The organism is gamma proteobacterium symbiont of Lampromicra miyakona (assembly GCF_059730895.1).
In genome coordinates this window covers 2,414,641-2,441,090 of record NZ_AP035932.1, presented here as the reverse complement: position 1 = coordinate 2,441,090, position 26,450 = coordinate 2,414,641, and the positions used below count along the sequence as shown (strand labels likewise).

The window sequence follows — 26,450 nt, the reverse complement described above, 5'->3', positions numbered from 1 at the left end:
TTACGCAAGGCGATACCTTGACACGTTTGACCCTGGCAGTTGATGCCATGGGCGGGGACTTCGGTCCCTGCGTGACAGTGCCTGCAGCCTTGCAGGCACTGGCCTCTCATTCGCAGCTGGTTCTTCTTCTGGTCGGCGATCCCGACATCATCTCGTCATTTCTTGCCAAAGCGGATTCCTCGTTACTGGGGCGTGTGCAGGTAATCCCTGCCGAATCGGTTATTGCAAGTGATGCCAAACCCTCGCAGGCGATTCGTAACAGCCGCGGCAGCTCCATGCGCGTGGCATTAGAGCTGGTGAAAGAGGGGAAAGCGCAGGCGTGCGTCAGTGCCGGCAATACCGGTGCGCTGATGGGCCTGGCAAAATTATTACTGAAGCCGCTGGATTGCATTGAGCGTCCGGCGTTGATGACCGTGCTGCCGCATCAGCAGCACGGCAAGACGGTGGTGCTGGATCTGGGCGCTAACGTCGATTCCGACAGTGAAATGCTGGTGCAGTTTGCCGTGATGGGTGCGGTGATGGCGGAAGAAGTGCTGGAAATCAGCCAGCCGCGCGTCGCGCTGCTCAACATCGGTCAGGAAGAGACGAAGGGGCTGGAGACGATTCGCGCCGCATCGGCGGTGCTGCGGGCCTCGCCGCAGATCAACTATATTGGTTACCTTGAGGGGAACGATCTCCTCACCGGCAAGACGGATGTGCTGGTCTGTGATGGCTTCGTGGGTAATGTCACGTTGAAGACCATGGAAGGCGTGGTAAGAATGTTTCTTTCTCTGCTCAAATCGTCAGGTGAAGGAAAAAAACGGGCCTGGTGGCTGAAATGGCTGGGACGCTGGATCCAAAAGCGTCTGGCTAAACGTTTCGGTCATCTCAACCCCGACCAGTACAATGGCGCTTGTCTGTTAGGATTGCGCGGGACAGTGATCAAGAGCCACGGCGCGGCGAATCAACGCGCGTTTGCCGTGGCGATAGAACAGGCAGAGCAGGCGGTGCGCAAGCAAGTTCCCGAGAGAATTGCCGCGCGCCTTGACGCTGTATTAGCCAGGAGTGACAAAGCGTAGATGTTTACCAAAATTATCGGTACGGGCAGCTATTTGCCTGAGCAGGTTCGCAGCAACGCGGACCTGGAAAAAATGGTGGAGACTTCGGACGAGTGGATTGTCACCCGGACCGGTATTCGTGAACGTCGCATTGCGGCACCGGATGAAACGGTAGCCAGCATGGGCTTCACCGCTGCCCAGCGTGCGCTGGAGATGGCGGGCGTGGCAGCCAGCGACGTTGGCCTGATCATCGTGGCAACTACTTCTTCCAGCCACGCCTTCCCGAGCTCAGCGTGCATGATTCAGCAGATGCTGGAAATCAACGACTGCGCCGCCTTCGATCTCGCAGCTGCCTGTGCCGGTTTTACCTATGCACTGAGCGTGGCCGATCAATACATCAAAAACGGTGCGGTGAAGCACGCGCTGGTGATCGGCGCGGATGTGCTGGCTCGCACCCTCGATCCTGACGATCGCGGCACCATCATCCTGTTTGGTGATGGCGCGGGTGCCGTGGTGCTCGGCGCAAGCGAAGAAGCGGGCATTCTCTCCACGCATCTGCATGCCGATGGCCGCTACGGTAAGCTGCTGACGCTGCCGTACCAGGATCGCGCGCATCAGGATGAGCCGGCTTACCTCACCATGGCCGGCAACGAAGTGTTTAAGGTCGCGGTCACTGAGCTGGCGCATATCGTCGATGAAACGCTACAGGCGAATAATCTCGATCGTGAACAGCTTGACTGGCTGGTGCCGCATCAGGCCAACCTGCGCATCATCAGCGCCACCGCCAAAAAGCTCGGTATGGGCATGGATAAAGTGGTGGTGACGCTGGATCGACACGGCAACACCTCGGCAGCGTCGGTGCCAAGCGCGCTGGACGAAGCGGTACGTGATGGCCGCATCAAGCCCGGACACCTGATTTTGCTCGAGGCCTTTGGTGGCGGTTTCACCTGGGGCTCGGCGCTGGTTCGCTTTTGATTGACAGGAACGCAAGATGACGCAAATTGCTTTTGTTTTCCCGGGACAGGGATCGCAGACCGTCGGCATGCTGGCCGATCTGGCAGCGGAAAATCCACAGGTTGAAGCCACTTTCCGTGAAGCTTCTGACGCGCTGGGTTACGACTTATGGCAGCTGGTCCAGCAGGGCCCGGCTGAAGAGCTGAACAAAACCTGGCAGACCCAGCCGGCGCTGCTGGCAGCCTCGGTCGCGATTTATCGCGTCTGGCAGAGCAAAAATGGCGCGCAGCCCGCGCTGATGGCCGGACACAGCCTCGGTGAATACTCTGCGCTGGTGTGTGCGGGCGTGCTGAATTTTGCTGACGCCATCAAGCTGGTAGAACTGCGCGGCAAACTGATGCAGGAAGCGGTGCCGGAAGGCACGGGCGCCATGCAGGCGATTATCGGTCTCGACGACGCGGCAATTCGCAAAGCCTGTGAAGAAAGCGCGCAGGGCCAGGTGGTTTCGCCGGTCAACTTCAACTCGCCGGGTCAGGTGGTTATCGCCGGCAATAAAGAAGCGGTTGAACGTGCTGGTGCCGCCTGTAAAGCGGCCGGCGCCAAGCGCGCGCTGCCGCTGCCGGTCAGCGTGCCGTCACACTGCGCACTGATGAAACCTGCGGCGGATAAGCTGGCGGTGGCGCTGGAAAGCGTGACCTTCAATGCGCCGTCGGTACCGATGGTCAATAACGTTGACGTTAAGTGCGAAAGCGACGCCGCGGCGATTCGCAGCGCGCTGGTGCGTCAGCTGTACAGCCCGGTGCGCTGGACTGAGGCGGTTGAGTTTATTGCTGCACAGGGCGTGACTGAACTGCTGGAAATCGGTCCGGGTAAAGTGCTGACCGGCCTGACCAAACGAATTGTGGACAGCCTGACGGCTGCAGCGGTGAACGATCCGTCGTCACTGGCTGCGGCGCTTGGCCAGGAATAAGAGGAAAATCATGAGCTTTGAAGGTAAAGTAGCGCTGGTGACCGGCGCCAGCCGCGGTATCGGACGTGCCATCGCGGAAACGCTGGCGGCACGCGGTGCAAAAGTGGTGGGTACTGCCACCAGCGAAAGCGGCGCGGAAGCCATCAGTGCTTACCTCGGCGACAAGGGCAAAGGTCTGCTGCTGAACGTGACCGATGTGGCCTCTATTGAGAGCGTGCTCGAGAAAGTTCGCGCCGAATTTGGCGAAGTTGACATTTTGGTCAATAATGCAGGCATTACGCGTGACAATCTGCTGATGCGCATGAAAGACGATGAGTGGGCGGATATCCTCGATACCAACCTGACATCGGTGTTCCGCCTGTCGAAGGCGGTCATGCGTGCCATGATGAAAAAGCGCGTGGGCCGTATCATTACCATCGGTTCGGTAGTTGGAACCATGGGTAACGCGGGTCAGGCAAACTATGCTGCAGCAAAAGCAGGTTTGATTGGCTTTAGCAAATCACTGGCGCGAGAAGTTGCGTCACGTGGCATTACCGTAAACGTCGTGGCTCCGGGCTTTATTGAGACGGACATGACGCGTGCACTGAACGAAGATCAGCGCTCGGGCATTCTGGCAGAAGTGCCGGCAGGTCGTTTAGGCGACCCGCAGGAGATTGCCAATGCTGTTGCATTCTTAGCCTCTGACGAAGCCGCCTACATCACGGGTGAGACGCTGCACGTCAATGGCGGCATGTACATGGTCTGATAATCACGAAATCATTTGCATTATCTGCGGTAAACACCGCAGAATAACGCAAAATCGTGGTTCGACCAGCCGGGATTTTGTTGCATCTTTTTCAACATTTTATACACTACGAAAACCATCGCGAAAGCGAGTTTTGATAGGAAATTAAATAGTATGAGCGATATCGAACAACGCGTTAAGAAAATCGTAGCTGAGCAGCTGGGCGTTAAAGAAGACGAAGTGGTTAACGGCGCTTCTTTCGTTGAAGACCTGGGTGCAGATTCTCTTGACACCGTTGAGCTGGTAATGGCTCTGGAAGAAGAGTTTGATACTGAAATTCCAGACGAAGAAGCTGAGAAAATCACTACCGTTCAGGCAGCGATCGACTATATCAATAACCATAAAGGTTAATGAATATCTTCAGGCGGTCATTCGACCGCCTGAGTTTTATGTTTGCCCCACATAGCGTCATTATTTCCCTCCCTGGAGGACGAACGTGTCTAAGCGTCGTGTAGTTGTGACCGGTCTTGGCATGTTGTCTCCTGTCGGCAATACCGTAGAGTCTACCTGGCGTGCTCTCCTTGCCGGTCAGAGCGGCATTAACCTGATCGACCATTTTGATACCAGTGCCTACGCAACGCGTTTTGCGGGTCTGGTGAAAGATTTTAACTGCGATGAATACATCTCGCGCAAAGATCAACGCAAGATGGATGACTTCATCCAGTACGGCATTGTGGCCGGTATTCAGGCTATGGCGGACTCCGGTCTGGTCGTAACCGACGAGAATGCCGGACGCATCGGTGCGGCTATCGGTTCCGGCATCGGCGGTTTGGGTTTGATCGAAGATAACCATACCTCGCTGGTCAATGGCGGTCCGCGCAAAATCAGTCCATTCTTCGTGCCTTCAACCATCGTTAACATGGTCGCAGGCCACCTGACCATCATGTACGGCCTGAAAGGTCCGAGCATCTCGATTGCGACCGCTTGTACTTCCGGCGTGCACAATATTGGTCATGCAGCGCGCATCATCGCGTATAACGACGCGGATGTGATGCTGGCCGGCGGTGCTGAGAAAGCCAGTACGCCACTGGGCGTAGGCGGTTTCGGCGCGGCGCGTGCGCTCTCTACCCGTAACGATAATCCGCAGGCGGCGAGCCGTCCGTGGGATAAAGATCGTGACGGTTTCGTGCTGGGCGACGGTGCCGGTATCGTGGTGCTGGAAGAGTACGAACACGCGAAAAAACGCGGTGCGAAGATTTATGCGGAAATCGTTGGTTTCGGCATGAGCAGCGACGCTTACCACATGACATCACCACCGGAAGACGGTTCAGGTGCAGCCGCAGCGATGGTTAACGCGCTGCGTGACGCGCAACTGGATCCGGCGCAGATTGGCTATGTTAACGCGCACGGCACCTCAACGCCGGCCGGTGACAAAGCAGAAGCGCAGGCGGTGAAGTCAGTGTTTGGTGCGTCAGCGCATAGTGTGATGGTCAGCTCGACCAAGTCGATGACCGGTCACCTGCTGGGTGCGGCGGGCGCGGTAGAAGCGATTTATTCGATTCTGGCGCTGCGCGACCAGGCGGTTCCGCCCACCATCAACCTCGACAATCCTGACGAAGGTTGCGATCTGGATTTTGTGCCGCATACGGCGCGCCAGGTCAGCGGACTGGAGTACACGCTGTGTAACTCCTTTGGATTCGGCGGCACCAACGGCTCGCTGATCTTCCGCAAGGTATAAGCGCTATCCAGCCGAACAGAGGCCCGCAATGCGGGCCTTTTTTATATTTTGTCATGCAGTGGCGTGGAATGTTACGCGCCACAGTGCTATTCAACGCTGACGCCAGCGGCAGAGGAGAAGCGCATGTGGATTAACGGAGTGGCACAGGACACCCTTTCTGCCCGCGACCGCGCGGTGCAGTTCGGCGACGGCTGTTTCACCACCGCGGCAGTCAGAGAGGGCCGTATCCAGCTGCTGGAGGCGCATTTGCAGCGTCTGCAGGACGGCTGCCAGCGTTTGCTGATGGCCGCGCCGGACCGCGCCTTACTGGCGGAAGAGATGCGCCGCGCGGCGGCTGGCCAGCGCGAAGCAGTGCTCAAAGTGATTCTGACGCCCGGCGCGGGCGGACGCGGCTACAGTCGCGCCGGCTGCACGCAACCCACGCGTATCATCGCGCTCGCACCCTGGCCACAGCACTACGCCACGCTGCAGCAGCAGGGCGCGCGGCTGGTGACCAGCCCGGTGCGGCTGGCGCAGAACCCGCTGCTGGCCGGCATCAAACACCTCAACCGGCTGGAGCAGGTGCTGATTCGCCAGCAGCTGGACGCGTGCGACGCTGACGAAGCGCTGGTGCTTGACACCGCCGGGACGGTAGTGGAATGCTGTGCGGCCAATTTATTCTGGCGCAGCGGTGAGGCCATTTTCACGCCGCGCCTCGCGCAGGCCGGCGTTGATGGCATCATGCGTCGTTATCTGCTGGCGCAGTTGGCCCAGGCCGGTCACGACTGCCAGCAGGTGGAGGCCAGCCGATCAGTGGTATTGAGCGCCGATGAAGTGGTGATCTGTAACGCGCTGATGCCAGTATTACCCGTGCGGCAAATTGACGACGTCACCTTTTCCGCACGCACGCTGTACCAGCAACTGCTCGCCAGTTGCCAGACGATGGAAGCATCATGACCCGAATGAAAAAAATAGTTGCCGGCGCCGTAGTCATCGCTGGCCTGGCTGCCGCATTGAGCTACTGGCAGATTAAACGCTTTGCCGCGACGCCATTAACCATTCACCAGGAAACCCTGTATACCCTGCCGGCCGGCAGCGGTCGCGTGGTGCTGGAAGCGCAGCTGGAGAGCCAGCACATCATTCCGCAAAGCATCTGGTTTGGCCCGTTGCTGAAGCTGGAGCCCGATCTGGCTAACTTCAAAGCCGGGACGTATCGCCTTGAGACCGGCATGACGGTGCGCCAGCTACTGCAATTGCTGGCCAGCGGCAAAGAGGCGCAATTTCCGCTGCGCTTTGTCGAGGGTTCCCGGCTGAAAGAGTGGCTGGCTGAGCTGCGTAAAGCGCCATACCTTAAACACACGCTGCCGGATGATGAATTTGCCAGCGTTGCGGCCGCGCTTAAGCTTGATGTCAGCCAGCTGGAAGGTGGTTTCTATCCGGATACCTATCTATATACTGCCAACACCAGCGATGTGGCACTGCTGGAGCGGGCGCACACGCGCATGAACAAGCTGGTGGATGAGATCTGGCAGGGGCGGATGGCCAGTCTGCCGTATAAAACACCGCAGCAGATGGTCACCATGGCGTCGATTATCGAAAAAGAGACCGGCGTCAGCGAAGAGCGCGCGCGCGTTGCCTCGGTATTCATCAATCGCCTGCGCACCGGTATGAAACTGCAGACCGATCCCACGGTGATCTACGGAATGGGCGACAGCTATACCGGTACGCTGACGCGCAAGGATCTTGAGACGCCGACCGCGTACAATACCTATACCATCAGCGGCCTGCCGCCGGGACCGATTGCCATGCCGGGGCGCGCCTCGCTGGAAGCGGCGGCCCATCCGGAGAAGACCAATTACCTCTATTTCGTCGCGGATGGCAAAGGCGGTCACACCTTTACCACCAATCTGGCCAGTCATAATAAAGCCGTGCAGGTTTACCGGCTGGCGATGAAGGAAAAAAATGAAAAGTAAGTTTATCGTCATCGAAGGGCTGGAAGGTGCGGGCAAAACCACCGCGCGTGAGGCGGTGGTTGCGGTCCTGCATGAGCAGGGTATTGAAGACGTGGTCTTTACCCGTGAGCCGGGCGGCACGCCTTTGGCCGAACAGCTGCGCGTGCTGGTAAAACAGGGCATTGATGGCGAACAGGTGAGTGATAAAGCCGAGCTGCTGATGCTGTATGCGGCGCGGGTGCAGCTGGTAGAAAACGTCATCAAACCGGCGCTGGCACGCGGTGCCTGGGTGGTGGGCGACCGTCACGATCTTTCGTCGCAGGCGTATCAGGGCGGTGGTCGCGGGCTCGACGCCCAGCTGATGACCACGCTGCGCGATGCGGTGCTGGGCGATTTTCGTCCCGACCTGACGCTCTATCTCGACGTCACGCCGGAGATTGGCCTGCAGCGTGCCCGGGCGCGCGGCGAACTGGATCGCATTGAGCAGGAGTCGCTGAACTTTTTTACCCGCACGCGCGAACGCTACCAGGCGCTGGCCGCTGCCGATCCAACCATCAAAACTATCGATGCGACACAGCCGATTGAAAATGTGACAGCGTCACTTAAAACCGTGCTGCGTCAGTGGCTGGCGAGTCAGGCGGCATGAACTGGTATCCGTGGCTGAACCAGCCGTACCGACAGATCATTGCCCGCCATCAGAGTGGACAGGCACATCATGCGCTGCTGATTCAGGCCATCGACGGCATGGGCGACGATGCGCTGGTATGGGGCGTCAGCCGCTGGCTGATGTGTCAGCAGCCGCAGGGACTGAAAAGCTGCGGTCAGTGCCACGGCTGCCAGCTGATGCAGGCAAACACCCATCCGGACTGGTATCGGCTGGAAGCGGAAAAGGGGAAAGCCTCGCTCGGCATTGATGCGGTTCGCGACGTCAGTGAGAAGCTGTACCATTTTGCCCAGCAGGGTGGCGCGAAAATTGTCTGGCTGCCGGATGCGACGCAACTGACCGAAGCCGCCGCCAACGCGCTACTGAAAACGCTGGAAGAGCCGCCCGCCAACTGCTGGTTTTTCCTCAGCGTGCGCGAGCCGTCGCGACTGCTGGCCACGCTGCGCAGCCGCTGTATGACGTGGCATCTGTCGCCGCCGGAAGAGACGCACAGCCTGCAATGGCTGCAGAAACAGCAGCCGCAGCCGGAAGCGATATTGCGCGCGGCGCTGCGTCTGAGCAACGGTGCACCGGCTGCGGCGCTGGCCTTGTTACAGCCGGACCGCTGGCAGGCACGGCAAACGCTGTGCGACAGCCTGAACAGCGCACTGAGCGGCGATATTCTGCAGCTATTGCCGGCGCTCAACAGCGACGATGTGGCGGTTCGCCTCGGCTGGCTGCTTTCGCTACTGGTGGATGCGATGAAGGTGCAGCAGGGCGCCAGCAACTGGCTGAGTAATGGCGATCGCCCGGACGTGGTGACGCAGCTGGCGCAGCAGTTCAGCAGCAGCGCGCTGAATGCGAGCGTGCAGCAGTGGCTGCAGTGTCGCGAGCAGCTGCTGCACGTGGCGGCGCTTAATCGTGAACTGATTCTGACCGACTGTCTGCTTGCCTGGGGACGTTTGCTGTCTCCCGCTACGGTCGGCTAAGGGTAAAAGAGAAATTTATGTTTATTGTTGATTCGCACTGCCATCTTGATGGCCTTGATTATGAAACCCAGCACCGCGATCTGGATGACGTGATTGCCAAAGCGGCGGCGCGGGATGTGAAATTCATGCTGGCGATTGCCACCACGCTGCCGGATTACTACAAAATCAAACAGCTGGTCGGCGATCGTGACAACATCGCGCTGGCCTGCGGCGTGCATCCGCTCAATCAGGAAACGCCGTATGACGTGGAAGAGTTTCGCCGTCTGGCGGCGGAAGAGCAGGTGATTGCACTGGGCGAAACCGGGCTGGATTATTTTTACCAGCAGGAGACCAAAGCCCAGCAGCAGGCCTCGTTCCGTGAGCACATCCGCACCGGCATTGCGCTGAATAAGCCGATTATTGTCCACACCCGCGATGCGCGCGAAGACACGCTGGCCATTCTGCGTGAAGAGCAGGTAGAGCGGTGCGGCGGCGTGCTGCACTGTTTCACCGAAGACAAAGAGACGGCGGCGCAGCTGCTGGATCTTGGGTTCTACATCTCCTTCTCCGGTATTGTGACCTTCCGCAACGCTGAACAGATCCGCGAAGCAGCGCGCTATGTACCGCTGGATCGCATTCTGGTTGAAACCGATTCACCCTATCTGGCCCCGGTACCGCATCGCGGCAAAGAAAATCAGCCTGCCTTCACCCGCGACGTGGCTGAGTATATGGCCGTGGTGAAGGGCGTCGATCTTGCTACTCTGGCGGCCGCCACCACGGAAAACTTCTCCCGCCTGTTTAAGGTGCCGATGAGCCGACTCGGCGGCTAACGCGCTTTATTTCAAACTCTGTAATTAATCTGAAATCACTCATCTGCGCTGCGTGTTTCGCGGCGCAGGCAGTGATTTATTGCTGTTTATAGCAGCAAGTCAGTAAGAAATGACTGAAATTTCAGCGCTGTGTTTGGTGAAACGTGATAGCCGTCAAAGTAACGTGTCGTCATTTATTTTACCCTTCGTAATAAATCAAAAGACGCTCAGCGTCACCCCGGCTAAGGATCCTCCCCCTTTGCCATGCGCACTGCGCTAAAAAATGCACTCATACTCAGGAGCTTCTATGTTCAAGAACGCATTTGCGAACCTGCAAAAGGTAGGTAAATCGCTGATGTTGCCGGTATCGGTTCTGCCGATTGCCGGTATTTTGTTAGGTGTTGGTTCTGCTAACTTCAGCTGGCTGCCGGAAGTGGTTTCCCACGTGATGGCCGAAGCGGGTGGTTCGGTGTTTGCTAACATGCCGCTGATCTTTGCGATCGGTGTGGCACTGGGCTTTACCAATAACGATGGCGTGTCGGCGCTGGCCGCCGTGGTCGCCTACGGCATTATGGTGAAAACCCTGGCTGTGGTCGCGCCGCTGGTGCTGCATCTGCCGGCAGCCGAGATCGAAGCCAAACACCTCGCCGATACCGGGGTGCTGGGCGGCATTATTGCCGGTTCGATTGCAGCCTACATGTTCAACCGCTTCTACCGCATCAAGCTGCCGGAATACCTCGGCTTCTTTGCCGGTAAGCGCTTTGTGCCGATCATTTCCGGTCTGACCGCGATTTTCACCGGTGTGGTGCTGTCCTTCATCTGGCCACCTATTGGTACCGCGATTCAGGACTTCTCCCAGTGGGCGGCTTATCAGAACCCGGTGGTGGCGTTCGGTATTTACGGTGTGGTTGAGCGTGCGCTGGTGCCGTTTGGTCTGCATCACATCTGGAACGTTCCTTTCCAGATGCAGATTGGTGAATTCACCAACGCGGCTGGTCAGGTCTTCCACGGTGACATTCCGCGCTACATGGCGGGTGACCCGACTGCCGGTAAACTGTCTGGCGGCTTCCTGTTCAAGATGTACGGTCTGCCGGCTGCGGCTATCGCCATCTGGCATTCTGCTAAACCTGAAAACCGCGCCAAAGTGGGCGGTATCATGATCTCCGCCGCGCTGACCTCGTTCCTGACCGGTATCACCGAGCCGATCGAGTTCTCTTTCATGTTCGTGGCACCGATCCTGTACGTGATCCATGCCATCCTGGCGGGCCTGGCGTTCCCAATCTGTATTCTGCTGGGCATGCGTGATGGCACCAGCTTCTCACACGGTCTGATCGACTTCATCGTGCTGAGCGGCAACAGCAGCAAAATCTGGCTGTTCCCGATTGTCGGTATCATCTACGGTCTGGTGTACTACACCGTGTTCCGCGTGCTGATCGCAAAACTGAATCTGAAAACCCCGGGTCGTGAAGATACGGCGATTGAGCAGAGCAGCGCGACCGGCAGTGAAATGGCGGGCAAGCTGGTCACGGCGTTCGGTGGCAAAGAGAACATCACTAACCTTGATGCCTGTATTACCCGTCTGCGCGTCAGCGTGGCGGACGTAGCGAAGGTGGATCAGGCTGAACTGAAAAACCTCGGCGCGCGTGGTGTTGTGGTGGCGGGTTCCGGTGTGCAGGCGATTTTCGGCACCAAGTCCGATAACCTGAAAACCGAGATGGATGACTATATCCGCAGTATGTAAGTGACATGACGGCAGGCCGGGCCGGTGCGGTGAAGCGGCGTCAGATCGTAAAGACGCCAACACCATCCCTGGGGCTCGGCCCGCGACATCCCTGTCGCGGGACGCTTTACTCCTCTGCCGCCGCTTCACCGCACTGCAACTTCGGTGCGACAAAACCCCTCATCCGAGGGGTTTTTTATTTTAGTGCCGCCAGACACCACCCGCCGTGCCGCGCCAGCGTGAAAAAGTGATGCAAAGGCAGCCATTTAATGAAGAAAAGTAGTCCTGAGGTTGAAAGAAACGGAATTCCTCACGCATACTGCCTGACTGAACTCAGGCTTAAGGAACTGCACCATGGCTGAAGAAACCATTTTCAGTAAAATCATTCGTCGCGAAATTCCCGCCGACGTGGTTTATCAGGACGAACTGGTCACCGCCTTCCGCGATATCGCGCCCAAAGCGCCTACCCATATTCTGATTGTCCCCAACGTACTGATTCCGACTGCCAACGATGTGCAGGCGGCGCATGAGCAGGCGCTGGGCCGCATGGTCACCGCCGCCGCAAAAATTGCCCGTGATGAAGGCATCGCCGAGGATGGCTATCGCCTCATCATCAACTGCAACCGTCACGGTGGGCAGGAGGTTTACCACATTCATATGCACCTGGTCGGCGGACAGCCGCTGGGCCCGATGCTGGCCATCTAACCTCAGGCGGACCTTGTGATGCGTCAATGGCTGAGCGGCTTGCTGTTGCTGACCCTGGTGGGCTGCAGCAGCGATAAGCCGATGATCAACACCTCCCAGTCGCTGGTGATGGAGTCTGCCGTACTGTCGGCGGGCATCATCACCGATGAGCCCGCGCTGACCAGCCGCGACGGCCAGCAGCGCGCCGCCAGCGTGCTGCAAAATCTGCGTGAAACGCCGGTCACCGTGCACTATCGTTTCTACTGGTACGATGACAAAGGGCTGGAGATTGAGCCGCAGGAGCCGGCGCAGACTCAAACCGTACCGGCGCACGGCAGCGTAGAAGTGGCCTCGCAAATGGGTAACCCGACCGCCAGCAAGGTGCGTCTCTATCTTTATCTTTGAGGAGTAACCTGTGATTCGCAGTGTACAACGTTCCGGCGCGCTACTGTTTGCGCTGATGCTCACCGGTTGTGTGGTGAAACAACAAACCCCGGCGCCGGTTGAACCGACGCAGCCGACCACGCCAACCCAGCCAGAGCAACCGCCCGCGCAGCCGGTGCCGCCGCCGCAAACTGTGCCGCAGCCGCCGAAGCTGAAAACCATCAACTGGAACGCCAGCGTCCAGCCGTTAGTCGCCAATATGGTGCAGTCGGCGGGCGTCAATCCGGGCAGCGTGCTGCTGGTGGATCGCATCAAAAACAGCACCAACGGCTCGCTGCAAACGGAAAAAGCCACGGCAGCGATTGAGAACGCGCTGGCCAATAACGGCAAGTTCAGCCTGGTCTCAAACGATCAGCTTAATCAGGCGAAGCAAACGCTCGGCCTGTCGCCAGAGGATAGCCTCAACTCACGCAGCAAAGCGATTGGCCTGGCGCGCATCGTCAACGCGCAGTATGTGCTGTACAGCAACGCGCAGGGCGATGTGAAAGCCCCTGCGCTGCAAATGCAGCTGATGCTGGTGCAGACCGGCGAAATCATCTGGTCGGGCAACGGCGTTGCACAACCCTGATCCCCGGCTGCAGCATCTGGTTCAGCAACAATGGCCGACGGCGCAAGCTGCCGGTCATTTTTTCGCGCTGCCGGGACTGAGCGGTAACAGCGTGCAGGTACGCAGCGAGCAGGGCGATCTGCTGGCGCGCCGGACGCCGTCACAGCCCATCCCGTTTGTTGATCGCCAGCGCGAATACCGCATCCTGCGTCAGCTGCGTACTACGGCGCTGGCGCCGCAGCCGCTTGCGTGGCAGGCGCCGTGGCTGCTGCAGCGCTGGCTGCCGGGCGAGGTGCTGTCGCCGGCCCAGTTCAGCGCGCAGCGCGCAGCGGTGCTGACGCTGCTGCTGCGCCTGCATCATCAGCCGCTGACCGGCTATCGCTTACGGCTGACACCGCTGCTGCAGCGCTACTGGCAGCTGTGTCAGCAGCGGCACTGGCGCTGGCAGCGGCGCTTAAATCAGTTGCTGCAGCGCGGTGAACCGTCGCCGCTGCGGCTGGCACCGCTGCACATGGATGTCCATCCCGGCAATCTGATTGCCACGCCGGATGGTCTGCGTTTAATTGACTGGGAATATGCTGCGGATGGCGACGTGGCGCTGGAGCTGGCCGCTGTCGGCGCGGTGGATGGTGTACAACACGATCACTGGATCACCGACTATGCCGCCGAGGCGCGGCTGTCGGCAACGGCGCTGCGGCGTCAAAGCCGGCGCTGGCAGCCGTGGCTGCAGCTGCTGATGGCCAGCTGGTATCAGCTGCGCGCCGAGCAGAGCCACGATCAAACATTGCAACGGCTGGCGCAGTCCAGCTGGCAGGATCTTTAATTCAGGAATCGAAACATGACGATGACAACGCCCGGACCGCTGATGCTGGACGTCGAAGGCTACGAGCTGGACGCCGAAGAGCGCGAAATTCTGCAACATCCGCTGACAGGCGGACTGATCCTGTTCGCCCGCAACTTCCATGATGTTGCGCAGCTGGCGGAGCTGGTGCGCCAGATTCGCGCGGCGTCGCGCAACCGGCTGCTGGTGGCGGTCGATCAGGAAGGCGGACGCGTGCAGCGCTTCCGCGACGGTTTTACTCAGCTGCCGGCGATGCAATCCTTCGCCGCGCTGCATGACATGGCGCGCGCCGGCGAGCTGGCGCAGCAGGCCGGCTGGCAAATGGCGGCGGAAATGATCGCCATGGATATCGATATCAGCTTTGCGCCGGTGCTGGATATCGGCCACATCAGCGCGGCCATCGGCGATCGCGCTTTCCATGCCGATCCGGCGATTGCGCTGCAGATGGCGCGCCAGTTTATCCACGGCATGCACGAAGCCGGCATGAAAACCACCGGCAAGCACTTCCCGGGCCACGGCGCGGTCAGCGCGGATTCGCACAAAGAGACGCCGCGCGACACGCGCGATGTGGCCACGCTGCGCCAGCACGACATGGCAATCTTCCAGCAGCTGATTGATGAGCAGCTGCTGGATGCGGTGATGCCCGCGCATGTTATCTATACTGAAGTGGACCCGCTGCCGGCCAGTGGTTCGCCTTACTGGCTGCAAACGGTGCTGCGGCAGGAGCTGGGCTTCAACGGGGTGATCTTCTCAGACGATCTGTCGATGGAGGGCGCGGCAGTGATGGGCAGCTACGCGGAACGGGCTCAGCAGTCGCTGAATGCCGGCTGCGATATGATCCTGGTGTGCAATCAGCGTGCTGGCGCGGTGAGCGTGCTGGATAATTTGACGCCGATCCAGGCGACGCGCGTCACGCAGTTATACCATCAGGGACGTTTTGACCGTCAGAGTTTGCAGGCCAGCGAGCGCTGGCGGCAAAATCAGCGTCAGCTCAGTGACCTGCAGGATCGCTGGCTGGCGCACAAAGCGTCGGGCAGATAATCGCCGCTGCCCGGATCTCACTCCACGCTGAGGATAATCATGATCATCTATCTGCACGGTTTTGATTCCAACAGTCCGGGCAACCATGAAAAGGTGCTGCAGCTGCAGTTTATTGACCCGGACGTCAGACTTATTAGCTACAGCACCCGCCATCCGAAACACGACATGCAGTTTCTGCTGAAAGAGTGCGACAAACTGCTCCAGCAGGGCAGCGATGCGCATCCGTTGATTTGTGGCGTCGGCCTGGGCGGCTACTGGGCAGAACGCATCGGCTTCCTTTGCGGCATGCGCCAGGCGATATTCAATCCCAACCTGTTTCCCGATGAAAACATGGAAGGCAAGATCGACCGGCCGGAAGAGTATCTTGATATCGCCACCAAATGCGTCAGCAACTTCCGTGAAAAGAACCGCGACCGCTGCCTGACCATTTTGTCACGTCACGATGAAGCGCTGGATAATCAGCGCAGCGCGGCCGCATTGCACCCGTACTATGAGATCGTGTGGGACGAGGAGGCCAGCCACAAATTCAAAAATATTGCCCCGCATCTGCAACGCATCAAAGCGTTCAAAACCCTTGCCTGAGTGCTGCTGCGCCGTGTGATGCGGCGCACAAAACGTGTAACATTCTGATAATGCAGTGCAAAGATTGATGTACATCAATTTTCTTATGTCCGGATGATTATGCCGTGCTATTCTGCCCTCAGCTCGCGATTAAATGTCGCCAACCCTATGTTTATTAAGGTTTTATATAACCATTAATTAACTTTTGGTTTACAACTTTGAGGGGGTCTTCATTGACTACAAGCATGGAAAAAATCGTCATCGTCGGTGGCGGTGCCGGAGGGCTGGAGCTGGCAACGCAGCTCGGCCATAAACTCGGCCGCAAAAAAAAGGCGGAGATCATCCTGGTCGATCGTAACCACAGCCATCTGTGGAAACCGCTGCTGCATGAAGTGGCGACCGGTTCGATGGATGAAGGTATTGATGCGCTCAGCTATCTGGCGCATGCGCGCAACCACGGTTTCCAGTTCCAGCTGGGTTCGCTGACGCAAATTAATCGCGACACTAAAACCATTGAACTGGCTGAGATCCGCGACGCGGAGGGTGGGCTGCTGGTACCGCAGCGCGAACTGGCGTATGACCGTCTGGTAATGGCGCTGGGCAGCACCTCGAACGATTTCGGCACGCCAGGCGTGAAAGATCACTGCATCTTCCTCGACAACCCGCATCAGGCGCGTCGGTTCCATAATGAGATGCTCAACCTGTTCCTGCGCTTCTCTGCCAGCGAAGGGCAGCTGCAGAAAGTCAATATCGCCATTGTCGGCGGCGGCGCGACCGGCGTCGAGCTGTCGGCAGAACTGTATAACGCAGTGAAACAGCTGCACAGCTACGGCTATAAAGGTCTCGACAGCAACGCGCTCAACGTCACGCTGGTGGAAGCCGGCGAGCGTATTCTGCCTGCACTGCCACCGCGCATCTCCGCAGCGGCGCACCAGGAACTGAGCAAGCTTGGCGTGCGCGTACTGACGCAAACCATGGTCACCAGCGCAGCAGCCAACGGTCTGAATACCAAAGGGGGCGAATTCATCGAAGCCGATCTGATGGTGTGGGCGGCCGGTATTAAAGCGCCAGACTTCATGAAAGAGATTGGCGGGCTGGAGACCAACCGCATTAATCAGCTGGTGGTCAAAGAGACGCTGCAGACCACGCTGGACGACGATATTTACGCCATCGGCGACTGCGCCTCCTGCGCGCTGCCGGGCGGCGGATTCGTGCCGCCGCGCGCGCAGTCGGCGCATCAGATGGCGTCGCGTGCGCTGGAAAACATCCTCGCCCAGCGCAAAGGCAAGCCGCTCAAAGCCTACGTGTATAAAGATCACGGCTCGCTGGTGTCGCTGTCCCGCTTCAGTACCGTCGGCAGCCTGATGGGGAACCTGATGCGCGGTTCGATGATGGTGGAAGGGCGTATTGCGCGTTTTGTCTACATCTCCTTGTACCGTATGCACCAGATTGCGCTCCATGGATACTTCAAGACCGGTCTGATGATGCTGGTCGGCAGCCTCAACCGCGTGCTGCGTCCGCGTCTCAAACTGCATTGATCGCTGGCGGGCGGCAGCCACCGCCCGCTGCGCGCCCGGCTGCCGTAACCGGCTGATTGCCGTTCAATCAGCGCCAGGTTACGGCGCAATGACACTGCCGCTCAGAACTCTCCTAAAAGCTGGTCCTGCTGGCTTTCCGCTGCGTTTCCTCCATTAATCTGATGTTGCATTTTCGGACCATCTGTAAAACTTATGCCAACGAACACGGCGCGGCGCGCACGCCGGTTATGCCTCGGTAACCCGGGATCGGGTTGCGGCAGGAATGCGCGGTAACAACTTCAGGAGGACATTCCTGTGAATAAATCAATGTTAGCGGGTATTGGAATCGGCGTAGCAGCAGCCTTGGGCGTGGCCGCCGTCGCCAGCATGGATGTGTTTGATCGTGGCCCGCAGTATGCTCAGGTGCTTTCGGCAACGCCAATCAAAGAGAGCATCAAGCAACCGCGTCAGGAGTGCCGCAACGTTACCCTCACGCACCGTCGTCCGGTGCAGGATGAGAACCGCATCGCCGGTTCCGTACTGGGTGCCGTGGCCGGTGGGGTGATTGGTCACCAGTTCGGCGGTGGCCGCGGCCGGGATATCGCGACAGTAGCCGGTGCGCTGGCAGGCGGCTACGGCGGTAATCAGGTGCAGGGTGCGCTGCAGGATCGTGACACTTACACCACCAGCGAGCAGCGCTGCAAAACCGTGTACGATAAACAGGAAAAAATGCTGGGTTATGACGTGACCTATAAAATAGGCGACCAGCAGGGCAAAATCCGCATGGAGAATGACCCTGGCACCCGCATCCCGCTCGACCGTAATGGTCAGCTGATCCTGAATTCGAATCAGGCCTGATTGGGCAAAGCTACTTCACAGCAGCAGTAACAAAAAAAGCGCCGCAAGGCGCTTTTTTTATACTCAGGCTACCGCACCTTACGCAGCAGCGCGTCACATAGCGCTGCTGCGTGACGGCAGGGCGATCAAACCCGGTTCTTCGCCAGTTCGGCGACGAAATTCTGCACCCATTCCATGCGCGTTTTGCGTTCGCTGAGATCGCGGGTGAATTTCAGTCGCGTCGGGCCATCCAGCTTCCACTGCTTCGCATCTTTCTGCAGAAGGCCGATCAGCCAGCCGGGATCGACCTGATTCTGCGGCGCGAACTCAAAGAAGCCGCCTTTTTCGCTGGCTTCGATTTTACGCAGCCCCAGCTGACGCGCCACCAGGCGCAGCGCGGCGATGTCCAGCAGGTTGCGCGCGGCGTCGGGCAGCTTGCCGAAGCGGTCGATCATCTCAATTTTCAGCTCAGCCAGCTCCTGTTCATCGGCTGCACTGGCGATGCGTTTATACAGCGACAGGCGCGTATTGACGTCCGGAATAAAATCATCCGGCAGTAGGGCAGGCATGCGCAGCTCAATCTCGGTCTGATTGCTGGTGAGATCTTCCAGCGACGGCTCACGTCCGGCCTTGAGTGCATCCACCGCGTTTTCCAGCAGCTCCATGTAGAGCGTGAAGCCAATGGTCTCCATCTGACCGCTCTGATCTTCACCCAGCAGTTCACCGGCACCGCGAATCTCCAGATCGTGCGTCGCCAGCGCAAAGCCAGCGCCCAGATCCTCCAGCGAGGCAATCGCTTCCAGTCGCTTCTGGGCATCGGTGGTCATCGCTTTCGGGTGCGGCGTCAGCAGCCAGGCATAGGCCTGATGATGTGAACGGCCAACGCGGCCACGCAGCTGATGCAGCTGCGCCAGACCGAAATGGTCGGCGCGCTCAATGATGATGGTATTGGCGCTGGGCACATCGATCCCGGTTTCGATGATGGTGGTGCACACCAGCACGTTGAAACGCTGGTGGTGGAAATCGTTCATCACCCGTTCCAGATCGCGCTCACGCATCTGACCGTGGCCGATGGCGATGCGCGCTTCCGGCACCAGCTCGGCCAGCCGCTGCGCTGCTTTCTCGATGTTCTCGACGTCGTTGTAGAGATAGTAAACCTGGCCGCCGCGCAGCACTTCACGCAGGATCGCTTCGCGCACCACCAGGCTGTCATACTCGCGCACGAAGGTTTTCACCGCCAGACGGCGCGCCGGTGGCGTGGCGATAATCGACAGATCGCGCATGCCGCTCATTGCCATGTTCAGGGTGCGCGGAATCGGCGTGGCGGTGAGCGTCAGAATATCGACATCAGCGCGCATCGCTTTGATGCGCTCTTTGTGACGCACGCCGAAGCGGTGCTCTTCGTCGACGATCAGCAAACCGAGATCGCGCCACTTCAGGTCGCTCATCAGCAGCTTGTGGGTGCCGATCAAAATATCAATTTTGCCCTCGCTGGCCTGTTCCAGCACCTGCGCCTGCTCTTTGGCGCTGCGGAAGCGCGACAGCATCTCAATGCGCACCGGCCAGTTGGCAAAGCGGTCGCGGAAGTTGTCGTAGTGCTGCTGCGCCAGCAGGGTGGTTGGTACCAGCACCGCCACCTGTTTGCCGTTTTCCACCGCGAGGAAGGCGGCGCGCATCGCCACTTCGGTTTTACCGAAGCCAACGTCGCCGCACACCAGCCGGTCCATCGCCAGCGGCTGACACATATCGCTGAGCACGGCGTTAATTGCCTGCGCCTGGTCCGGCGTGGTTTCAAACGGGAAGCCTTCACAGAACAGCTGATACTGTTCGCGGTCGTGCTTAAAGGCAAAGCCGGCTTTGGCCGCGCGCTGGGCGTAGATGTCCAGCAGCTCAGCGGCCACGTCACGCACTTTCTCCGCCGCTTTCTGCCGCGCGCGTGACCAGGCATCGCTGCCCAGCTTATGCAGCGGTGCATTTTCATCGGCGCCGCCGGCGTAACGGCTGATCAGATGCAGCGATGACACCGGCACGTAGAGTTTGGCGTCGCCGGCATAGGAGAGCATCAAATACTCGGCCACGATACCGCCGGCTTCCAGCGTGGTCAGGCCGATGTAGCGGCCCACGCCGTGTTCAAGATGCACCACCGGCTGCCCCGGGTGCAGCTCGGCGAGGTTGCGAATCAGTACGTCCGGATTGATGGTGCGGCGATTGTCCTGACGGCGGCGGCTGACGCGCTCACCCAGCAGATCGCTTTCGCAAATCAGCGCGCGCTGGCGCTGGGTGTCGATAAAGCCGCGCTCGCTGGCCCCAATCATCAGGCTGTACGGCTGCCCATCGGCCTGCTCGAAGCGGTCGATCGGCTGCGGCCGCAGTTTAATGCGGGACAGCAGCTCCTGCAGGCTCTCACGGCGACCTTCACTTTCTACCGAGAAAATCACCTGACCGGTAAACTGCTCGAGGAACTGGCGCAGCAGATCGAGCGGCGCTTTGGCCTGCGCCTGCACCGTCAGCTCCGGCAACGGCTGATAGCCGAGATTGCTGTTCGCGGCTTTTTCCGGCAGTGTCTCCGCGCTGAGCTGCATGCGCGGCCAGTTTTTCAACTCGCTCAGCAGCGCATCCGGGCGCAGCCACAGCGTGGCCGGCTCCAGCAGCGGGCGCATTGGATCGATGCGGCGATTTTCATAGCGCGCGTTAGCATCCTGCCAGAAACGTTCAGCGCTGGCGTGCAGATCGCCGCTGTTCAGCACCAGCGTGCTGGCAGGCAGATAGCTGAACAGGGTCGGCAGTTCCTGCTCGAAAAACAGCGGCTGCCAGTACTCAATCCCGGCCGGCAGCGTGCCTTTACTCACCTGCTGATAGACGTGCTCGGGTTCGCGCCGCACGTCAAAGGTTTCACGCCAGCGGCTGCGGAACAGTTCAATGGCCGCTTTGTCAGTGGGAAATTCATGCGCCGGCAGCAGGTTGATGGCGCTCACCGCCTCCAGCGTGCGCTGTGAGTCGACGTCAAACAGGCGCAGGCTGTCGATCTCATCATCAAAGAAATCGATGCGGTAAGGCTGATCGCTGCCCATCGGGAACAGGTCGAGCAGCGCGCCGCGCGTCGCGTACTCGCCGTGCTCCATCACCTGATCGACATGGCGATAACCGGCCTGCTCCAGCTGGTCGCGCAGCGCATCGCGCGACAGCTTCTGGCCCTGCTGCATCACCAGCGCATGGCCGTGCAGGAAGCTGTGCGGGCAAACGCGCTGCATCAGCGTGTTAACCGGCAGAATCAGCATGCCGCGCGTCAGGGTGGGCAGCTGATACAAAGTGGAGAGACGGGCGGAGATAATGTCCTGATGGGGCGAGAAGCTGTCGTAGGGCAGCGTTTCCCAGTCAGCAAGATTGGTGACCGGCAGATCGGTAAACTGTCTGATCTCCTCCTGCAGTCGCAGGGCCGATTGCATATCCGGGGTGATCATCAGCACCGGACCGCGGTGGCGTTCGGTGATGCTGGCACACTCAACCGCCTGCGCGGCGCCGACCAGCTGGCCGAGCTGACGATGGTCGCCTGCTTTTGCAGGCAGGGTATAACGACGCTGTTCCGACATAAGGTCCGACATTCTCTCCTCAGTTTCCAGGGCGTCATCATTCCACATTCCGCCGTGAGGATCATCTCTCCTTTCTGAGTTTATGTCAGGGCGCAGCAATGCGCACCTTACATCAGTTGCCCCCTGAAGGGCCGCCAGCGTTGCCGGTTGCCAGGTCGTCATTGATGGCGACCTGGCCGCGTCACGTTATTTACTGGATTGCTGTGTGTAGTGCATGCGAGGACGATCCACATTAGCCCATGACAGCTCGCGCTCGACATGGTAGCTGTTGTTGCCATCGTCCCACTTCACATAATAACCGGTTAGCGCATCTCCCTGCTCAAAGACATTGACCACTTCGCCTTTGATCTCGCCAGATTTATGTTTAACGATACTGCCTTTAGGAAACCTGCTCATGGTAAGAACCTCCGTACTGCGCTTACTGTGATGCGAAAACCGGTACTGCAGGCTAAGTCTAACCCACCTGCTGACGAATAATCGTACTAATAGCGTCACTATTTTGTCGTAATTTTGTGCATTGTCGCGCAGGAGGACGCATTTTGACGCAACTTTGCAACTGACTCAGCGGGTTAGAGGTTTCATAAAGCAGACGGCTCCTTTATCATCGCTCTACTTAATTTTGGGCAACGGCCAAGACGGATCTCATGTATCAACCAGTCGCGTTATTCATCGGTTTGCGCTACATGCGTGGACGTGCTTCAGACCGTTTCGGTCGTTTCGTCTCCTGGCTCTCGACTATCGGTATCACGCTCGGCGTGCTGGCACTGGTGACCGTGCTGTCGGTGATGAACGGCTTTGAGCGCGAGCTGGAAGGCAACATCCTCGGTCTGATGCCGCAGGCGCTGGTGACCAGCGACACCGGCAGCATCAATCCGCAGCAGATGCGCGCGCAGGATCTCAAACTGCAGGGCGTAACGCGGATTGCGCCGCTGACCACCGCCGATGTGGTGTTACAGAGTGCGCGCAACGTTTCAGTTGGCGTGATGCTGGGCATCAATCCCGACGAACCGGATCCGCTGACGCCTTATCTGGTCAATACCCAGCAGAGCGTGCTGCAGCCGGGGCAGTATAAGGTCATTCTCGGTGAACTGCTGGCCCAGCAGCTGGGTGTGAAGCGCGGCGATCAGCTGCGCCTGATGGTGCCATCGGTCAGCCAGTTTACCCCGGTGGGACGCGTGCCGAGCCAGCGTATCTTTACCGTTGCCGGCACCTACGCGGCCAACAGCGAAGTCGATGGCTATCAGATTCTGGTGAACCAGCAGGATGCTTCGCGCGTGATGCGCTATCCGCTCGGCAACATCACCGGCTGGCGCCTGTGGCTGGATAAGCCGCTGAATGTCGATGCGCTCAGCCAGCAGCCGCTGCCGCAGGGGCTGACGTGGAAAGACTGGCGCGAACGCAAGGGCGATCTATTCCAGGCGGTGCGCATGGAGAAAAACATGATGGGGCTGCTGCTCAGCTTGATCATCGCCGTGGCCGCTTTTAACATCATCACCTCGCTGGGCCTGCTGATCATGGAGAAGCAGGCGGAAGTGGCGATCCTGCAAACCCAGGGCTTAACGCGGCGGCAAATCGTCGCGGTATTTATGGTACAGGGCGCCAGCGCCGGCATTATCGGCGCGCTGCTCGGTACGCTGCTGGGCGTGCTGCTGGCCAGCCAGCTCAATAATTTAATGCCGGTGATCGGCCTGTTCCTTGATGGTGCGGCGCTGCCGGTGGATATCAATGTCTGGCAGGTGATCACCATTGCGCTGGTCTCAATGGCCGTCGCGCTGCTCTCAACTCTCTATCCGTCATGGCGCGCTGCCGCCGTTCAACCCGCTGAGGCTTTACGTTATGAGTAATACCCCTTTGTTGCAGTGTCGTGACCTGTGCAAACGCTATCAGGAAGGCAGCGTGCAGACCGATGTGCTGCGCAATGTGGCTTTTAGCCTGCAGCCGGGCGAACTGACGGCGATTGTCGGCAGCTCCGGTTCCGGCAAAAGTACTTTACTGCACCTGCTGGGCGGGCTGGATGCGCCGACCTCCGGCGATGTGGTGTTTGACGGCAAATCGCTCAATGCCATGTCCTCGGCGGCCAAAGCGGAGCTGCGCAACCGGGAACTCGGCTTCATTTATCAGTTTCACCATTTGCTGCCGGACTTCAGCGCGCTGGAGAACGTAGCGATGCCGCTGCTGATTGGCAAAACCGGCAAAGCCGAAGCGGAAGCGCGTGCGCGTGAGATGCTGGCGGCGGTAGGTCTGGAAAAGCGCGCGGCGCACCGGCCTGCTGAGCTGTCAGGCGGTGAACGTCAGCGCGTGGCGATTGCCAGGGCGCTGGTGAACCGGCCGCGGCTGGTGATGGCCGATGAGCCCACCGGTAACCTCGATGCGCGCAACGCCGATGCCATTTTTGAACTGCTCGGCGAGCTCAACGTACAGCAGGGCACCGCGTTTCTGGTGGTGACGCACGACCTCAACCTGGCGAAGCGCCTGAGCCGGCAGATGGAAATGCGCGACGGCCAGCTGAGCGATCACCTGACGCTGGGAGCGATCTAATGGCGTCCTCTTTATCCCTGCTGCTCGGGCTGCGCTTCAGCCGCGGCCGGCGGCGCGGCGGCATGGTGTCGCTGATCTCCATCATCTCGACCATCGGCATTGCGCTTGGCGTGGCGGTGCTGATCATCGGGCTGAGCGCGATGAACGGTTTTGAGCGGGAGCTCAACAACCGCATTCTGGCCGTGGTGCCGCACGGCGAAATTGAGGCGGTTAACCAGCCCTTTCGCAACTGGCAGCCGATGATTGCGCCCATCGAACAGGTGCCGGGCATCGCCGCAGCGGCGCCTTACGTTAACTTTACCGGATTGATTGAGAGCGGTGCGAAGCTGCAGGCGCTGCAGGTGAAGGGCGTTGATCCGCAGCAGGAACCGCAGCTCAGCGCGCTGCCGCGTTTTGTCAGCGGTGATGCCTGGTCGCAGTTCAGCGCCGGCAGGCAGCAGATCATTCTTGGCGGCGGTATCGCCAAATCGCTCAACGTGAAGCAGGGCGACTGGATCACCATCATGATCCCGAATAATGATGGCGAGAACAAACTGCTGCAGCCAAAACGCATTCGTCTGCAGGTGAGCGGTATTCTGCAGCTGAGCGGCATGCTGGATCACAGTCTGGCGCTGGTGCCGCTGGCCGATGCGCAAAAGTATCTGGATCTGGGCGACAGCGTCAGCGGCATTGCGCTGAAGATGAGCGATCCGTTCCAGGCACAGAAGCTGGTGCGCGATGCCGGCGAAGCCACCCACTCCTATGTCACCATCCGCAGCTGGATTGGCACTTACGGCTACATGTATCGTGACATCCAGATGATTCGCGCCATTATGTATCTGGCGATGGTGCTGGTGATTGGCGTGGCCTGCTTTAATATCGTGTCGACGCTGGTGATGGCGGTGAAGGACAAGAGCAGCGATATCGCCGTGCTGCGCACGCTGGGCGCGAAAGACGGCCTGATCCGTGCCATCTTTATCTGGTATGGCCTGCTGGCCGGGCTGCTGGGCAGCGTCAGCGGTGTGGTGGTCGGCGTGCTGGTGGCGCTCAATCTGACGCCGGTGATGCGCGTAGTGGAGCACCTTACCGGGCATCAGCTGCTGGCGGGCGATATCTACTTTATCGACTTTCTGCCGTCCGAGCTGCACTGGCTGGATGTGGCCATCGTGCTGGCGACGGCGATTGGCCTGAGCCTGATTGCCAGCTGGTATCCGGCGCGGCGCGCCAGCCGCATCGATCCTGCCCGCGTGCTGAGCGGTCAGTAAAGACAAAACACGCAGCCGCCTTCGCGGCTGCGCACATTTTCAGCGTCTGCGGCATGCAGCCGTCATACCCAGCCGCTATTATCGGGTCTGAGTAACCCGGAAAACACCCGCAGCGCGGCGTTCAGCGCCGCAGATTAAGGAGCCTTTATGCGCCAACCGCGCCGCCGCCTTCGACTCGCCCGCTACAAAAAGAACCGCCGCAAAGTGCATCAGCGCTTTCGCCAGCGCATCTTTGAGCGCGATCGTCAGGTTGAACTTGCCGCCCATCCGCAGCCGCACGTGGTGGTGCTGACCGGTGCCGGAATTTCGGCAGAATCCGGCATTCGCACGTTCCGCGCGGAAGATGGCCTGTGGGAAGAGCATCGCGTGGAAGATGTGGCGACGCCCGAAGGCTTTCGCCGCGATCCGGCGCTGGTGCAGGGCTTCTACAATGCGCGCCGGCGTCAGCTGCAGCAGCCAGAAATCCAGCCTAACGCGGCGCACAAAGCGCTGGCCGAACTGGAGCAAGTGCTGGGCGATAATTTCCTGCTGGTTACGCAGAACATCGATAACCTGCACGAGCGCGCCGGCAGCCAGCGCGTGCTGCATATGCACGGTGAATTGCTGAAGGTGCGCTGTGAGCACAGCGGTCAGGTGCTGACGTGGACAGAGGACGTCGGTCCGGACGATCGCTGTACCTGCTGCCAGTTCCCGTCGCGGCTGCGTCCGCACGTGGTGTGGTTTGGTGAAATGCCGCTCGGCATGGAGGAGATTTATCAGGCGCTGGAACAGGCCGATCTGTTTATCGCCATCGGCACTTCAGGCCACGTCTACCCGGCGGCAGGCTTTGTGCACGAGGCGAAACTGCAGGGTGCGCATACCGTGGAGCTGAATCTGGCCCCCAGTCAGGTCGGTAACGAATTCGCTGAAGCGCATTACGGCTTAGCCAGCGAAGTGGTGCCCGAATTCGTGCATACTTTTTTACGCGGCTTGTATAAATAGTCAGCGTACTGCGCGTTTCCCCTCATCCCGGCCTTCTCCCGGCGGGAGAAGGGGAAAAACGCGCAGGATTTAAGTTCAGGCTGAATCCGGCACAAATGAACCCTCTCCCTCTGGGAGAGGGCAGGGTGAGG

General features: G+C 59.3%; 26 protein-coding genes. 24 read left to right on the top strand and 2 right to left on the bottom strand.

Annotated elements, in window-relative coordinates; genetic code table 11:
- The first annotated feature begins 17 nt into the window (after positions 1–17).
- The 20 genes from plsX (at position 18) to AC6I8P_RS11285 (ending at position 17,987) form a co-directional block, all read left to right on the top strand.
- On the top strand, positions 18–1,058 hold the full coding sequence (plsX, locus tag AC6I8P_RS11380; RefSeq protein WP_498030624.1) for a phosphate acyltransferase PlsX: 1,041 nt from the start codon (positions 18–20) through the stop codon (positions 1,056–1,058).
- A complete protein-coding gene (locus tag AC6I8P_RS11375) occupies positions 1,059–2,012 on the top strand; it encodes a beta-ketoacyl-ACP synthase III (RefSeq protein WP_021506407.1) in 954 nt (317 codons plus the stop codon).
- A 16-nt stretch (positions 2,013–2,028) separates the two neighbouring features.
- Entirely contained in the window at positions 2,029–2,961 is a 933-nt protein-coding gene (gene fabD, locus AC6I8P_RS11370) for an ACP S-malonyltransferase (protein WP_104186880.1), read from the top strand.
- A 10-nt stretch (positions 2,962–2,971) separates the two neighbouring features.
- A complete protein-coding gene (gene fabG, locus AC6I8P_RS11365; protein WP_104186878.1) occupies positions 2,972–3,706 on the top strand; it encodes a 3-oxoacyl-ACP reductase FabG in 735 nt (244 codons plus the stop codon).
- 153 nt (positions 3,707–3,859) lie between these two features.
- Positions 3,860–4,096, top strand: coding sequence for an acyl carrier protein (gene acpP, locus AC6I8P_RS11360; RefSeq protein ID WP_010617251.1), 237 nt, complete (start codon positions 3,860–3,862; stop codon positions 4,094–4,096).
- Positions 4,097–4,181: 85 nt separating this feature from the next.
- On the top strand, positions 4,182–5,423 hold the full coding sequence (fabF, locus tag AC6I8P_RS11355; protein ID WP_031279267.1) for a beta-ketoacyl-ACP synthase II: 1,242 nt from the start codon (positions 4,182–4,184) through the stop codon (positions 5,421–5,423).
- 123 nt (positions 5,424–5,546) lie between these two features.
- Positions 5,547–6,359, top strand: a complete 813-nt coding sequence (gene pabC / locus AC6I8P_RS11350) for an aminodeoxychorismate lyase (protein WP_222951054.1) — start codon at positions 5,547–5,549, stop codon at positions 6,357–6,359.
- Positions 6,356–7,375 (top strand): endolytic transglycosylase MltG, encoded by a 1,020-nt coding sequence (gene mltG / locus AC6I8P_RS11345; protein WP_058769629.1) that lies wholly within the window; start codon positions 6,356–6,358, stop codon positions 7,373–7,375. Before pabC ends, mltG begins: the two co-directional genes overlap by 4 nt.
- On the top strand, positions 7,365–8,000 hold the full coding sequence (tmk, locus tag AC6I8P_RS11340; protein WP_275025316.1) for a dTMP kinase: 636 nt from the start codon (positions 7,365–7,367) through the stop codon (positions 7,998–8,000). Before mltG ends, tmk begins: the two co-directional genes overlap by 11 nt.
- On the top strand, positions 7,997–8,986 hold the full coding sequence (gene holB / locus AC6I8P_RS11335; protein ID WP_315655797.1) for a DNA polymerase III subunit delta': 990 nt from the start codon (positions 7,997–7,999) through the stop codon (positions 8,984–8,986). Before tmk ends, holB begins: the two co-directional genes overlap by 4 nt.
- Positions 8,987–9,003: 17 nt before the next feature.
- Positions 9,004–9,795 carry a metal-dependent hydrolase gene (locus tag AC6I8P_RS11330; protein WP_021506399.1) on the top strand — a complete coding sequence of 264 codons (792 nt, stop codon included), beginning with the start codon at positions 9,004–9,006 and terminating at the stop codon, positions 9,793–9,795.
- Positions 9,796–10,081: 286 nt separating this feature from the next.
- Positions 10,082–11,515 (top strand): PTS glucose transporter subunit IIBC, encoded by a 1,434-nt coding sequence (ptsG, locus tag AC6I8P_RS11325; protein ID WP_058759479.1) that lies wholly within the window; start codon positions 10,082–10,084, stop codon positions 11,513–11,515.
- Positions 11,516–11,848: 333 nt separating this feature from the next.
- Positions 11,849–12,199 carry a purine nucleoside phosphoramidase gene (hinT, locus tag AC6I8P_RS11320; protein WP_021506397.1) on the top strand — a complete coding sequence of 117 codons (351 nt, stop codon included), beginning with the start codon at positions 11,849–11,851 and terminating at the stop codon, positions 12,197–12,199.
- 18 nt (positions 12,200–12,217) lie between these two features.
- Positions 12,218–12,583 (top strand): YcfL family putative periplasmic lipoprotein, encoded by a 366-nt coding sequence (locus AC6I8P_RS11315; protein ID WP_021506396.1) that lies wholly within the window; start codon positions 12,218–12,220, stop codon positions 12,581–12,583.
- A 10-nt stretch (positions 12,584–12,593) separates the two neighbouring features.
- On the top strand, positions 12,594–13,190 hold the full coding sequence (gene lpoB, locus AC6I8P_RS11310; protein ID WP_021506395.1) for a penicillin-binding protein activator LpoB: 597 nt from the start codon (positions 12,594–12,596) through the stop codon (positions 13,188–13,190).
- Positions 13,177–13,992, top strand: coding sequence for a thiamine kinase (gene thiK, locus AC6I8P_RS11305; RefSeq protein ID WP_498030623.1), 816 nt, complete (start codon positions 13,177–13,179; stop codon positions 13,990–13,992). The genes lpoB and thiK overlap by 14 nt, the downstream gene beginning before the upstream one ends.
- Before the next feature lie 15 nt (positions 13,993–14,007).
- On the top strand, positions 14,008–15,051 hold the full coding sequence (gene nagZ, locus AC6I8P_RS11300) for a beta-N-acetylhexosaminidase (RefSeq protein WP_267410767.1): 1,044 nt from the start codon (positions 14,008–14,010) through the stop codon (positions 15,049–15,051).
- Positions 15,052–15,090: 39 nt separating this feature from the next.
- Positions 15,091–15,633, top strand: coding sequence for an alpha/beta hydrolase YcfP (ycfP, locus tag AC6I8P_RS11295; RefSeq protein ID WP_021506392.1), 543 nt, complete (start codon positions 15,091–15,093; stop codon positions 15,631–15,633).
- Positions 15,634–15,845: 212 nt separating this feature from the next.
- Positions 15,846–17,150, top strand: coding sequence for an NAD(P)/FAD-dependent oxidoreductase (locus tag AC6I8P_RS11290; RefSeq protein WP_058780742.1), 1,305 nt, complete (start codon positions 15,846–15,848; stop codon positions 17,148–17,150).
- A 294-nt stretch (positions 17,151–17,444) separates the two neighbouring features.
- On the top strand, positions 17,445–17,987 hold the full coding sequence (locus AC6I8P_RS11285) for a glycine zipper 2TM domain-containing protein (protein ID WP_031279257.1): 543 nt from the start codon (positions 17,445–17,447) through the stop codon (positions 17,985–17,987).
- A 125-nt stretch (positions 17,988–18,112) separates the two neighbouring features.
- Here AC6I8P_RS11285 and mfd read toward each other — a convergent pair whose 3' ends face one another.
- Positions 18,113–21,556 (bottom strand): transcription-repair coupling factor, encoded by a 3,444-nt coding sequence (gene mfd / locus AC6I8P_RS11280; RefSeq protein WP_211725120.1) that lies wholly within the window; start codon positions 21,554–21,556, stop codon positions 18,113–18,115.
- A gap of 186 nt (positions 21,557–21,742) precedes the next feature.
- Positions 21,743–21,952, bottom strand: coding sequence for a hypothetical protein (locus AC6I8P_RS11275; RefSeq protein WP_021506388.1), 210 nt, complete (start codon positions 21,950–21,952; stop codon positions 21,743–21,745).
- 248 nt (positions 21,953–22,200) lie between these two features.
- Here AC6I8P_RS11275 and lolC point away from each other — a divergent pair, with 248 nt between their 5' ends.
- From lolC to cobB, 4 genes are all read left to right on the top strand, one after another.
- Complete coding sequence (gene lolC, locus AC6I8P_RS11270) at positions 22,201–23,400, top strand: lipoprotein-releasing ABC transporter permease subunit LolC (RefSeq protein ID WP_166709960.1); 1,200 nt, start codon at positions 22,201–22,203, stop codon at positions 23,398–23,400.
- The gene (gene lolD, locus AC6I8P_RS11265; RefSeq protein ID WP_260641321.1) at positions 23,393–24,094 is read left to right on the top strand and encodes a lipoprotein-releasing ABC transporter ATP-binding protein LolD; all 702 of its coding nucleotides are present in this window, start codon (positions 23,393–23,395) and stop codon (positions 24,092–24,094) included. Before lolC ends, lolD begins: the two co-directional genes overlap by 8 nt.
- Positions 24,094–25,338, top strand: coding sequence for a lipoprotein-releasing ABC transporter permease subunit LolE (gene lolE, locus AC6I8P_RS11260; protein ID WP_498030622.1), 1,245 nt, complete (start codon positions 24,094–24,096; stop codon positions 25,336–25,338). The genes lolD and lolE overlap by 1 nt, the downstream gene beginning before the upstream one ends.
- 147 nt (positions 25,339–25,485) lie before the next feature.
- Positions 25,486–26,319, top strand: a complete 834-nt coding sequence (gene cobB, locus AC6I8P_RS11255) for a Sir2 family NAD+-dependent deacetylase (protein WP_125309342.1) — start codon at positions 25,486–25,488, stop codon at positions 26,317–26,319.
- Positions 26,320–26,450: the final 131 nt, after the last annotated feature.

Coding starts and splice junctions, on each gene's coding strand:
- pabC (WP_222951054.1), top strand. CDS start 5,547: ATGTGGATTAACGGAGTGGCACAGGACACCCTTTCTGCCCGCGACCGC.
- fabG (WP_104186878.1), top strand. CDS start 2,972: ATGAGCTTTGAAGGTAAAGTAGCGCTGGTGACCGGCGCCAGCCGCGGT.
- nagZ (WP_267410767.1), top strand. CDS start 14,008: ATGACGATGACAACGCCCGGACCGCTGATGCTGGACGTCGAAGGCTAC.
- acpP (WP_010617251.1), top strand. CDS start 3,860: ATGAGCGATATCGAACAACGCGTTAAGAAAATCGTAGCTGAGCAGCTG.
- mfd (WP_211725120.1), bottom strand. CDS start 21,556: ATGTCGGAACAGCGTCGTTATACCCTGCCTGCAAAAGCAGGCGACCAT.
- ptsG (WP_058759479.1), top strand. CDS start 10,082: ATGTTCAAGAACGCATTTGCGAACCTGCAAAAGGTAGGTAAATCGCTG.
- lolD (WP_260641321.1), top strand. CDS start 23,393: ATGAGTAATACCCCTTTGTTGCAGTGTCGTGACCTGTGCAAACGCTAT.
- tmk (WP_275025316.1), top strand. CDS start 7,365: ATGAAAAGTAAGTTTATCGTCATCGAAGGGCTGGAAGGTGCGGGCAAA.
- AC6I8P_RS11315 (WP_021506396.1), top strand. CDS start 12,218: ATGCGTCAATGGCTGAGCGGCTTGCTGTTGCTGACCCTGGTGGGCTGC.
- lolC (WP_166709960.1), top strand. CDS start 22,201: ATGTATCAACCAGTCGCGTTATTCATCGGTTTGCGCTACATGCGTGGA.
- AC6I8P_RS11375 (WP_021506407.1), top strand. CDS start 1,059: ATGTTTACCAAAATTATCGGTACGGGCAGCTATTTGCCTGAGCAGGTT.
- lolE (WP_498030622.1), top strand. CDS start 24,094: ATGGCGTCCTCTTTATCCCTGCTGCTCGGGCTGCGCTTCAGCCGCGGC.
- AC6I8P_RS11275 (WP_021506388.1), bottom strand. CDS start 21,952: ATGAGCAGGTTTCCTAAAGGCAGTATCGTTAAACATAAATCTGGCGAG.
- cobB (WP_125309342.1), top strand. CDS start 25,486: ATGCGCCAACCGCGCCGCCGCCTTCGACTCGCCCGCTACAAAAAGAAC.
- mltG (WP_058769629.1), top strand. CDS start 6,356: ATGACCCGAATGAAAAAAATAGTTGCCGGCGCCGTAGTCATCGCTGGC.
- AC6I8P_RS11330 (WP_021506399.1), top strand. CDS start 9,004: ATGTTTATTGTTGATTCGCACTGCCATCTTGATGGCCTTGATTATGAA.
- hinT (WP_021506397.1), top strand. CDS start 11,849: ATGGCTGAAGAAACCATTTTCAGTAAAATCATTCGTCGCGAAATTCCC.
- holB (WP_315655797.1), top strand. CDS start 7,997: ATGAACTGGTATCCGTGGCTGAACCAGCCGTACCGACAGATCATTGCC.
- fabD (WP_104186880.1), top strand. CDS start 2,029: ATGACGCAAATTGCTTTTGTTTTCCCGGGACAGGGATCGCAGACCGTC.
- ycfP (WP_021506392.1), top strand. CDS start 15,091: ATGATCATCTATCTGCACGGTTTTGATTCCAACAGTCCGGGCAACCAT.